This is a genomic window from uncultured Clostridium sp., from assembly GCF_900547735.1.
Lineage (GTDB): Bacteria > Bacillota > Clostridia > Lachnospirales > Lachnospiraceae > Otoolea.
Genome location: NZ_URHZ01000117.1, coordinates 1 through 11671 on the forward strand (window position 1 = coordinate 1; position 11671 = coordinate 11671).

Genomic DNA, 11671 nt, shown 5'->3' on the forward strand with positions numbered 1-11671 from the left:
CCCGAACCCCGACCGTCCCGGCGGCGTTCTCATTCCTCAATTAAATCCCTATTTACATGAAAACCATTATATGATATAACATAAGCTGGAAAAAGCTGGAAGCTCCCGTGCCGCTGCGGGAGCTTACGGTGAACAGCATAAAAGAACTTTGCGGCGCATCCATTAAAACGCCTCCCGGGATACTTCCGGTGTGAATGGCAGGGAAAAGCCTTTATATGAAAAAATCATATTGATTTATAGAATGATATTTAGTATATTATTTTATAGATTGTGGCATTCTTGGTAGGTAGGAAAAGGCGTATGCTTTCACACTGAAACAGGGAATGCGGCTGCAAAGGAGAAATAGGATATGATAAGAGTAGCGGTAGATGCAATGGGCGGTGACAACGCACCAGGGGAAATCGTCGCCGGAGCCGTTATGGCAGCGAACACCAGAAAAGACATAAAAATTCTTCTGGTCGGTCAGCAGGAACGTGTATCGTCTGAATTAGAGAAGCATACATATAATACTGATCAGATTGAAATTGTAAATGCAACCGAAGTGATTGAGACCGAGGAACCGCCGGTGAATGCCATCCGGAAGAAGAAGGATTCCTCCATCGTGGTCGGAATGAACATGGTACGCCACGGTGAAGCGGACGCCATTGTCTCGGCCGGAAGTTCGGGAGCGGTTCTGGTGGGCGGACAGGTGATTGTAGGAAGAATCAAGGGAGTGGAACGTCCTCCTCTGGCTCCTCTTATTCCCACGGAAAACGGAGTATCACTGCTGATCGACTGCGGCGCCAACGTGGATGCAAGGCCGTCCCATCTCGTGCAGTTTGCAAAGATGGGTTCCGTTTATATGGAACATGCAATGGGAATTAAGAATCCGCGCGTGGCAATCGTAAACATCGGAGCTGAGGAAGAGAAGGGCAATGCCCTGGTAAAAGAAACATTTCCGCTTTTGAAAGAATGCGGTGACATCAATTTTACCGGCAGCATAGAGGCCCGGGAAATCCCTCACGGAGGAGCCGACGTCATTGTGGCGGAAGCGTTCACCGGCAATGTCATTCTTAAACTGTACGAAGGTGTAGGGGCGACACTCATATCCAAAGTAAAAGCGGGAATGATGACCAGCCTGCGTTCTAAAATCGGAGCCCTGCTTGTAAAACCGGCCCTGAAGGAAACACTGAAAAGTTTTGATGCCAGCCAGTATGGCGGAGCGCCTCTTCTGGGGCTGAACGGCCTGGTTGTGAAAACACACGGCAGTTCAAAACGAACCGAAGTATGTAATTCCATTATTCAATGCGTCACATTTAAAGAGCAGGGAATAAACGAAAAAATTAAAGAGAGCCTCTTCCCGATGGAAGGGCAATCAGAAGAAAGGTGAGAGAGGAAGGAAGACTATGGAATTTGAGAAATTACAGCAAATCATTGCAGAGGTATTAAATACGGAGCCGGACGACATCACGCTGGGAACCACATTCGTTGACGATCTGGGGGCAGATTCACTTGACATCTTTCAGATTATCATGGGTATCGAGGAAGAGTTCGATATTGAGATTCCGACGGAAGCCGCAGAGAAGATTGTAACGGTCGGAGATGCAGTAGATCAGATTAAGAATGCCTTAAATTAATAAAGGATTGCCGGAGCAGCCCTGGGGACAGGGCTGCTTCCATCATATATAAATACAGCCCGATATGCCGGGCGGAAAGGAAAAATAAGGAAAATTATGGATAAAAAACTGTTAGAACTGGAAGAAAAGACAGGCTATAAGTTCCGCGATCCGGAGCTTCTCACACGGGCCATGACCCACAGCTCCTACGCCAATGAATGCCACAAGAGCAAGCTGGAGTGCAATGAGCGCCTGGAATTTCTCGGAGACGCCGTGCTGGAAATTGTGTCCAGCGACTTTCTGTTTCACAAATTCCCGGACATGCCCGAGGGAGACTTGACAAAGACGAGGGCCAGCATGGTCTGCGAACCGACTCTTGCCTACTGTGCGGAGGAACTGACACTGGGAAAATATCTGCTTCTTGGAAAAGGGGAGGAGGCGACAGGCGGACGGAACCGGAATTCCGTTGTTTCCGATGCGATGGAGGCCCTGATCGGGGCTATTTACCTGGACGGTGGTTTTGCTAGTGCAAAAGAGTTTATTCACAAATTCATCCTGAATGACATGGAACACAAAAAGCTCTTTTATGATAGCAAGACTATCTTGCAGGAGATTGTGCAGAGCCAGTTTGAGGACGGGCTCAGTTATCAGCTTCTGAGGGAGGAAGGCCCGGATCACAATAAGCTTTTTGAGGTCGCGGCTATAATCGGCGAGAAAGAGATAGGACGCGGCACCGGAAGGACGAAAAAAGCGGCGGAACAGCTTGCCGCCTACCGCGGTATACTAAAAATTAAGAAATCATAGGTGGAGTATGTATTTAAAAAGTATTGAGATCCAGGGATTTAAGTCATTTGCAAATAAAATCCTGTTTGAATTTCATAACGGTATCACGGGTATCGTAGGGCCGAACGGCAGCGGCAAGAGCAATGTCGCCGACGCGGTCCGCTGGGTTCTCGGAGAACAGCGAATCAAGCAGCTCAGGGGCGGCTCGATGCAGGACGTCATTTTCTCCGGAACACAGATGCGCAAACCTCAGGGCTTTGCCTATGTGGCAATCACGCTGGACAATTCGGATCACAAGCTGCCGATCAGCTTTGACGAGGTCACGATTTCAAGGCGTCTTTACCGTTCCGGTGAGAGTGAATACAAGATAAACGGCAGTTCCTGCCGTCTGAAGGACATCAACGAGCTTTTTTACGACACGGGAATCGGCAAAGAGGGCTATTCCATTATCGGACAGGGCCAGATTGATAAGATTCTGAGCGGAAAGCCGGAGGAGAGGCGCGAACTCTTTGACGAGGCCGCCGGTATCGTCAAGTTTAAGCGCAGAAAGCTGATCGCCCAGAAGAAACTGGAGGACGAGAAGCAGAACCTGGTCCGCGTTTCCGATATTCTGTCGGAGCTGGAAAAACAGGTCGGCCCCCTTGCAAAGCAGTCGGAAGCCGCCAGGGAATACCTGCGCTTAAAGGAAAGTTTAAAAACCTACGATGCCAACCTGTTCTTAAACGAGACGGAAGCTCTGAAGGGTCAGCTCAAGGAGATAGAGACGCGGGAAACCGTTGTAACAGGAGATTTGGAGACGGTAAGGAGCGAGTCGGCCAGGCTGAAGGCTGAGTACGATGAACTCAGCCGGACGGTGGAAGGGCTGGAAGAACTGATTTCGGAACGACGGGACGCCCTGAACCGGGCCGGACTGACGAGGGAAAGCTTAGATGGCCGGATCCGGGTTCTGGGCGAGCAGATCAACACGGAGCGGATGAATGAGGAACATATTAAAAACCGTGTAAGTTCGATAGACGGCGAGATTGCCCAGAGGGATAAAGGCAGAGAAGAATACGAAAAAGAGCGGGCGGAACTGTCGCGGAGAATTGAAGAAGTGACGGAAAGCCTGGCTGCGGCGGAACAGGCCCTGGCCGATAAAGACGGGGAGCTGCAGTCCCTTGAAACGATGATAGAGGAGGCTAAGGCGGAGATTATCCGCGCCCTGAATGAAAAAGCCGGGCTGGCCGCCAGACAGCAGCGCTATGAGACAATGCTGGAACAGGTGGATGTCCGCAGGGCGGAGGTCACTCAGAAGCTCCTGAAGTTTAAGAGCGACGAATCCGTACAGGACGAGGCCCTGAAGGAAGAGGAGGCAAAGCTTAAGGCGATAGAAGCCAGGCTTTCAGAGCTTAATGAAAGGGAGAATACCCTGACGGCGGAGGCAGCGGCGGCCGACGAGGAAGTGAAACGCCTCGGCAGAAACTTGAATTCCACCCAGCAGGAATATCATACGAGCTACACGAAGATGGAATCGCTCAAGAACCTGGCGGAACGGTACGACGGCTACGGCAACAGCATACGCCGCGTCATGGAGGTCAGGGACCGCATCTACGGAATCCACGGCGTTGTGGCCGACCTTATTTCCACGACTAAAGAATATGAGATAGCGATTGAGACGGCCCTCGGCGGCAGCATCCAGAACATTGTCACCGATTCGGAACAGACGGCCAAGCAGCTCATCGAATATCTGAAAAAGAATAAATACGGCAGGGCTACCTTTCTTCCGCTCACCAGCGTCTCGAACAGGGGAACTTTTAACCAGGAAGGCGCCCTGAAGGAAAAAGGCGTTTTAGGCCTCGCGAATGAACTGGTGACGGTAGACAGACAATATGAAGGACTGGCAGGCTACCTGTTAGGCCGCGTCGTTGTGGTCGACCACATCGACAATGCCATCGCACTGGCGAAGAAATACAGATACTCCCTGAGAATCGTCACCCTGGAAGGAGAACTCTTAAACGCCGGAGGTTCGATGACGGGAGGCGCTTTCAAGAACAGCAGCAATCTTCTGGGACGCAGAAGAGAGATAGAGGAGCTGGAAGAAAAGTGCAGAAAAGCCCTGGTCATGGTGGACGAGATACAGAAGGACCTGGTTTTAAATGAGGGAGTCCTGGCTGAGACAAAAGAAGCCCTGGAGAAGGTAAAGACGGAGAAACAGGCCGCATACATTGAAGAGAACACGGCGCAGATGAACCTTTCCAGAATGGAGGGAAAGAAGCGCGAGATTGTGGAATCATCCGCGGATCTGGTCGCCGAGAACAGGGAGCTGGAGGAGCAGTTAAAGGAGCTGAAGGAGAACCGTGCCCAGCTTTTAGGGGAATCCGAACGCCTTATGGCACTTGGGGAGCTTAAAAACCGGGAAGTGGAAGAGCATACTGGAAAGCTGGAAATCCTCAAATCGGAGCGGGAGACGAATGCATCGGAACTTTCCGCCGTACAATTAAAAGCGGCCCAGGTGAAACAGCAGGACAGCTTCATCCAGGAGAACATAAAGCGCGTCTGTGATGAAATTTCCAGACTGAAGCTTGAAAAAGAAGAACTTGCGCAGGGCGGCAGCGACAGCAGCCGGACCATCGAAGCGAAACAGGCGGAGATTGAGGCCCTGAAACTGCAGATAGAGGAAACTCTTACAAATTCCCTTGAACTGGAACAGTCCATGGCTGAGAAGGTAAGGGAAAAAGAGGAGAAGACGGGAAGACAGAAAACATTCTTTGACAAAAAAGAAGAGCTGTCCGAACGGATGAACCTTCTGGACCGGGATTTATTCCGGCTCCAGAGCCAGAAGGAAAAACTGTCGGAGCGGATGGAAAACCAGACGAATTACATGTGGAATGAGTACGAACTCACATGGTCCACGGCTGAAAAGCTGAGGAACGGGGAACTGGGTCCGGTTTCCGAGATGAAAAAGCAGATTGAAAAACTGAAGACGCAGGTCAAAGCGCTTGGAAACGTCAATGTCAATGCCATCGAGGATTATAAAGAGGTGTCGGAACGGTATGAGTTCATGAAAACGCAGCACGACGACCTGATCACGGCGGAGGAGACGCTCTTAAAGATTATCGACGAACTGGACATGGGAATGCGCAGGCAGTTCGAAGAAAAATTCCGGGAAATCAGACAGGAGTTCGACAAGGTCTTCAAAGAACTGTTCGGAGGCGGCCACGGCGCCCTGGAGCTTCAGGAGGACGAGGACATCCTGGAAGCCGGAATTCAGATTATTTCACAGCCTCCGGGCAAGAAACTGCAGAATATGATGCAGCTTTCCGGCGGAGAGAAGGCGCTCACCGCGATTGCCCTGCTGTTCGCCATCCAGAACCTGAAGCCGTCGCCCTTCTGTCTCCTGGACGAGATCGAGGCGGCGCTCGACGATTCCAACGTTGACCGTTTTGCAGGCTACCTGCACAAGCTTACAAAATACACGCAGTTTATCGTCATCACCCACAGAAGGGGAACCATGATTGCCTCGGACCGTCTCTACGGCATCACGATGCAGGAAAAGGGAGTTTCGACCCTGGTTTCCGTCAGCCTGATTGAGGATAAGCTGGAACAATGACATAACAGTGACCAGGACCAATCATAACCGGAAGAGCAGATAGAGGAGGAAACAGGAGATGAGTGAAGGGAAGAAAGGCTTTTTTGGCCGTCTGGTGGAAGGTCTTACAAAGACCAGGAATTCCATTGTATCGGGAATTGATTCGATTTTCAGCGGTTTTTCCGCGATCGACGACGACTTTTACGAGGAGATAGAAGAAACCCTGATTATGGGAGATTTGGGAATCCAGACAACGATGGCAATTGTGGAGGATCTGCGCCAGAAGGTGAAGGAGAACCACATCAAGGAGCCGTCGGAGTGCAAGGAACTTCTGATTAACAGCATTAAAGGCCAGATGGATCTGGGTGAGAATGCATATGAATTTGAGAATAGAAAGTCCGTTGTTCTCGTGATTGGCGTAAACGGCGTAGGCAAGACCACATCGGTCGGCAAGCTTGCGGGCCAGTTAAAGGATCAGGGAAAAAAGGTAATCCTGGCTGCGGCCGACACCTTCCGTGCGGCGGCGATTGAGCAGCTTACGGAATGGTCCAACCGGGCGGGCGTGGAACTGATTGCCCAGCAGGAGGGCTCCGACCCGGCGGCCGTTATTTTCGATGCAATTGCGGCGGCCAAGTCGAGAAATGCGGACGTTCTGATCTGCGATACCGCGGGCAGGCTCCACAACAAGAAGAACCTGATGGAGGAGCTTAAAAAGATCAACCGGATTATTGACAAGGAATACCCGGATGCATACAGAGAGACGCTTGTCGTGCTGGACGGAACCACCGGCCAGAACGCCCTCTCACAGGCCAAACAGTTCATGGAAGTGGCCGATATCACCGGAATTATCCTGACCAAGCTGGACGGGACGGCCAAGGGCGGAATCGCCGTGGCAATCCAGTCGGAACTGGGAATACCGGTGAAGTATGTGGGAATCGGAGAAAAGATAGATGATTTGCAGAAATTTGATGCCAATGATTTTGTAAACGCGTTATTTAAACGGCCGGAGGAGAGAGTGGAATGAACGGGGAATTAGAAGAGGAAGTAAGAGGAGAAAGTGAAATGGACGAGAAACTGACACTGGAGAAATTCGAAGAAGCGACGGAAGCCGTCACAAAAGTTATCTCTGAGACAAAGCTTGTATACAGTGAGCACTTTTCCAACATGACGGGAAATAAGGTTTACTTTAAACCTGAAAATATGCAGTATACGGGAGCCTACAAGGTCCGCGGCGCATACTATAAGATCAGCACGCTGACAGAAGAAGAAAAGAGCAAGGGGCTTATAACGGCCTCCGCCGGCAACCATGCCCAGGGAGTCGCCTATGCGGCCAAGCTGGCGGGAATCAAGGCGGTAATCGTAATGCCTACCACAACGCCTCTGATGAAGGTGAACAGGACGAGAAGTTACGGTGCCGAGGTGGTTCTGTGCGGAGACGTGTTTGACGAGGCCCTGGCCCGTGCCAATGAGCTGGCTGCCGAGCACGGCTATACATTCATCCATCCGTTCAATGATCTGGACGTGGCGACCGGACAGGGAACCATAGCCATGGAAATCATCAAAGAGCTTCCGACGGTCGACTATATCCTGGTGCCAATCGGCGGCGGCGGTCTCTGCACCGGCGTGGCCACACTGGCAAAGCTCTTAAACCCGAAGATCAAAATCATCGGAGTGGAGCCGGCCGGCGCAAACTGTATGCAGGAATCCCTGAAAGCGGGCAAGATCGTGTCCCTTCCTTCCGTGAACACCATCGCGGACGGCACGGCGGTACAGACTCCGGGCGATCTTCTGCTTCCGTACATACAGGAGAATGTGGATAAGATTATCACAATTGAGGATTCTGAACTGATCGTAGCCTTCCTGGACATGGTGGAGAACCACAAGATGATCGTGGAAAATTCCGGCCTTCTGACCGTGGCGGCTTTAAAACACCTGAATGTCAACAAGAAAAAGATTGTTTCCATCCTGAGCGGAGGAAACATGGATGTAATCACAATGGCCTCCATTGTACAGCACGGCCTGATCCAGAGAGACCGTATCTTCACCGTCTCCGTACTCCTTCCCGACAAGCCGGGAGAGCTTGCTAAGGTTTCCACCCTAATGGCGGCGGAACAGGGCAATGTTATCAAACTGGAGCACAACCAGTTCGTCAGCATAAACCGTAACGCGGCAGTGGAGCTGCGCATCACCGTGGAAGCATTTGGCACAGAGCACAAAGAAAGGATTGTAGATGCGCTGAAAGCGGCCGGATACCGCCCGAAACTCGTTAAATCAAAAGGAATTTACGAAGCATAACGCTGAAAAGGGAAATGGTATGTATCAATTTGATAAAAATACACCCCTTGGCAAAAACCTTCATTATTTTGTCAAGTGGAGTGCGATATCCGTCATAATCGGACTGGTAACGGGACTGGTGGGGACGGCTTTCGGCCATGCCGTTCTGTGGGTGTCAGCCTATTTCAGAAGCCACCCATGGACGATTCTGTTCCTCCCGGTCTGCGGCCTTCTGATTACCGGCGTATATCATCTGCTGAAAGAGGATAAGAACCGTGGAACCAACATGGTAATAGAGTCCATTTATTCAGGAACGGAGATTACCTTTGGGACGGCCCCCGCCGTTTTCATCGGAACTCTTCTGACACACATTGCAGGCGGTTCCTCCGGAAGGGAGGGAGCTGCCCTCCAGATGGGCGGAAGCATCGGAAACCAGATAGGAAAAGCCCTCCGCCTGGATGAAAAAGATATAAAAATCGCCGTCATGTGCGGAATGAGCGGGGCCTTTGCCGCCCTGTTCGGAACGCCGGTGGCGGCTGCCGTATTTTCAATGGAAGTCATCAGCATCGGCGTCATGTATTACGCTGCGTTGGTCCCCTGTATTTTTTCTGCGTACCTGGGGGCGGCGGTGGCAAAATATCTCGGTCTGCATCCGGAGGCGTTTCCAATCGGGGCAGTTCCGGAATTCGGCCTTAAAATGGGCGTGCTGATTGTGATTCTCGGAATTCTCTGCGCCCTTGTTGCGGAGCTGTTCTGTATCGTGCTTCACGGCGCGGGTCATCTGTACGTCAAACACTTTCCGTCGCCTGCAAAAAGGATTGCCATGGGCGGCCTTCTCGTGATCGTGCTGACCCTGGTGTCCAGAAACATCGACTACAACGGAAGCGGCATCCAGTTGATTGAAAAATGCTTTGAGGGTGAAGTGGATTACACCGCTTTCCTATGGAAAATCCTGTTTACCGCTGTTACGCTGGAAGCCGGCTTTAAGGGCGGCGAGATAGTGCCGACCCTGACGATCGGTGCGACCTTTGGCTGCACCTTTGCCATGCTGACCGGCCAGCCCCACGGGCTGATGGCGGCCAGCGGAATGCTTGCGCTCTTTGTGGGCGTGACAAACTGTCCGATTACGACTCTGCTTTTGGGCCTTGAACTGTTCGGATACTCGGCAATGCCGTATTTTGTTGTGATAATCGCGGTAAGTTTTACCCTGTCCGGATACTACAGCCTGTATTCCAGCCAGAAATTTGTCTATTCCAAGACGAAAACAGAATATATCAACCGCAAGACCAACGACTTTATCCCATATCAGAGAAAGAACTTCACATCCCCTGAGGAATAGAGCCAGGGTGACGGAGAGAGGTACATGGAATGAAAATTTTGATTAGAAATGCAACGGTCCTCACGATGGATGAGGAAATGCACCTTTACGCGCCCGGCTACGTCCTTACAAGGGACGGCAGAATTGAGGAGCTGGGAGAGGAGAAAGAAATTCTTCCCGAGGCGGATGAGATAATCGATGCCGGCGGAGGAATTCTCCTCCCCGGCTTTATTAATACCCACTGCCATGTCCCGATGATGCCGTTCCGCAGCCTGGGGGACGACTGCCCAGACCGTCTGCGCCGTTTCCTGTTTCCGTTAGAGAATGAGGCCATGACAAAGGAACTCGTAGCCCTCTCCGCCAGATACGGAATCTGTGAGATGCTCCTGGCGGGCGTGACCACCTTTACGGACATGTATTATTTTGAGGACGAGGTGGCGAAGGCCTGCGAGGAACTCGGCATCCGCGGCGTCCTGGGAGAGACCGTAATCGGCCAGAAGACATGCGACAGCGAAGAACCGTACGGCGGCCTTCTGCTGGCGGAAGAATTCATTAAGACGTGGAAGGGCTGCGAACTGGTAACTCCCATCATCGCCCCCCACGCAACCAACACGAACAGCCCAAAGATGCTGAAAAAAGCATATGAAACGGCGCTCAAATACGACACGCTCTGCACACTCCACGCCAGCGAGATGGACTATGAATTAAAGTACTTCAAAGACGAGTACGGCCAGACGCCCATTGAGTTCCTGAACACCCTCGGCATACTGGGAGACCACCTCCTGGCGGCCCATTGCATCCATCTGACGGAGCGCGACATCGCCCTGCTTTCGGAGAGCAAAACCACGGTCAGCCACTGTATCGGCTCCAACACCAAGGCGGGCAAGGGCGTAGCCCCGGTAAAAGACCTTCTGGCAGCCAGGATCCCGGTGGGTCTCGGCACGGACGGAGCCTCCTCCGGCAACACCCTGGACCTCTTCACCCAGATGCGCCTGTTTGCCTCCTTTCATAAAACAGAAAACCGCGACAGAAGTCTTTTCCCGGCAAAAGAGATCGTAAAACTCGCCACGACCGGAGGCGCAAAGACCCTCCACATGGAACATGTCCTGGGCTCCCTGGAACCTGGAAAAAAGGCGGACATGGTCCTGGTAGAAACAGACTCCGTCAACATGTTCCCATGCTACGACCCATACTCCGCGCTTGTCTACTCCGCCAACGCATCCAATGTGGAACTGGTGATGGTCGGCGGAAAGGTGCTGGTAAGAGGAAAGCGGCTGGTACATGCCGATCTGAAGCAGATCCGGAAAGAGCTGGAGGATGGGATTGGGAGCTTCCGGAAAGCGGCGGAATCTTATATTTAGTTGAGATAGGAGGACGCCTCTGATAAGCCGGCGGACGGGGTAGGGGGATGGTTGGCTGAGTCTTCAGTCCCGATTGGGAGGTTGTCGTGGGGAGGAATCCGGGAGAAAAAATTCCTACGGGGACCCGCTCCCGCTTGTGGAGCGCACAGCGGATGCTAAGCTCGTGAGGGACCTCGCTAAGCACCGGCGGGCTCCAATGTCCCCTTCGGAAATTTTGTTACCGTGCCCTCCGGGCCCAGCAACACGCTTCGCGATGCACAGAAACGGTACAAACCACCGTTTCGCGCCGTTATCCTCGGGTTTTCTGTGACTTACGCTTTGCTCCACTCACACAAAACGCCTCGCGGAATACTTCCGTCATACAATAACAGGCTCGCCAACTCCCCTCGGGCAGGCTGTTGACGGGACTGAAGATCCCGGAAGGGTATCTATACCCCGTCCGCCGACTTATCAGAGGCTGATTGTCTCTTTCGTCAAGTAGGGAAGAGGCTATTGTCGCGGCCACTACGTCTCTTCGGATGCCGGGGCACTGCCTCTTTATTACTTAACGTTTAGCAACATTTTATCCTGTTTTTTGTATACCGCGATGCGGTGATTCATAAGAGTCTGAACTGTTAAAGGTACCGCAGTTTCGTAGTGGCCGCGACAATACCTTCCCCGCACTTGACGGAAGAGACAATCAGCCCCTGAAGCCGGCGGACAGGGCAACAACCTTCCCTGAGTCTTCAGTCCCGTCGACAGCCTGCCCGGGGAAGGAAGGAGAAAACTTTCC

Annotated in this window: 8 protein-coding genes; all 8 read left to right on the forward strand. The window is 52.1% G+C overall.

Going from position 1 to position 11671, the window contains the following annotated elements:
- Positions 1 to 349 precede the first annotated feature (349 nt).
- The 8 genes from plsX to QZT18_RS22395 all read left to right on the forward strand — a co-directional run bounded on the left by plsX (position 350) and on the right by QZT18_RS22395 (position 10899).
- Entirely contained in the window at positions 350 to 1369 is a 1020-nt protein-coding gene (gene plsX, locus QZT18_RS22360; protein WP_294151725.1) for a phosphate acyltransferase PlsX, read from the forward strand.
- 16 nt (positions 1370 to 1385) lie between these two features.
- Positions 1386 to 1616 carry an acyl carrier protein gene (gene acpP, locus QZT18_RS22365; protein ID WP_227030001.1) on the forward strand — a complete coding sequence of 77 codons (231 nt, stop codon included), beginning with the start codon at positions 1386 to 1388 and terminating at the stop codon, positions 1614 to 1616.
- A 96-nt stretch (positions 1617 to 1712) separates the two neighbouring features.
- Complete coding sequence (rnc, locus tag QZT18_RS22370) at positions 1713 to 2399, forward strand: ribonuclease III (protein WP_294151727.1); 687 nt, start codon at positions 1713 to 1715, stop codon at positions 2397 to 2399.
- 7 nt (positions 2400 to 2406) lie between these two features.
- Positions 2407 to 5967, forward strand: a complete 3561-nt coding sequence (gene smc / locus QZT18_RS22375; RefSeq protein ID WP_294151729.1) for a chromosome segregation protein SMC — start codon at positions 2407 to 2409, stop codon at positions 5965 to 5967.
- Between the two features lie 58 nt (positions 5968 to 6025).
- The gene (ftsY, locus tag QZT18_RS22380; protein ID WP_125140494.1) at positions 6026 to 6970 is read left to right on the forward strand and encodes a signal recognition particle-docking protein FtsY; all 945 of its coding nucleotides are present in this window, start codon (positions 6026 to 6028) and stop codon (positions 6968 to 6970) included.
- Between the two features lie 38 nt (positions 6971 to 7008).
- Entirely contained in the window at positions 7009 to 8241 is a 1233-nt protein-coding gene (gene ilvA, locus QZT18_RS22385) for a threonine ammonia-lyase (protein WP_366925956.1), read from the forward strand.
- Positions 8242 to 8260: 19 nt separating this feature from the next.
- Entirely contained in the window at positions 8261 to 9559 is a 1299-nt protein-coding gene (locus QZT18_RS22390; RefSeq protein ID WP_294151738.1) for a chloride channel protein, read from the forward strand.
- Between the two features lie 29 nt (positions 9560 to 9588).
- On the forward strand, positions 9589 to 10899 hold the full coding sequence (locus QZT18_RS22395) for an amidohydrolase (protein WP_294151741.1): 1311 nt from the start codon (positions 9589 to 9591) through the stop codon (positions 10897 to 10899).
- Positions 10900 to 11671 lie beyond the last annotated feature (772 nt).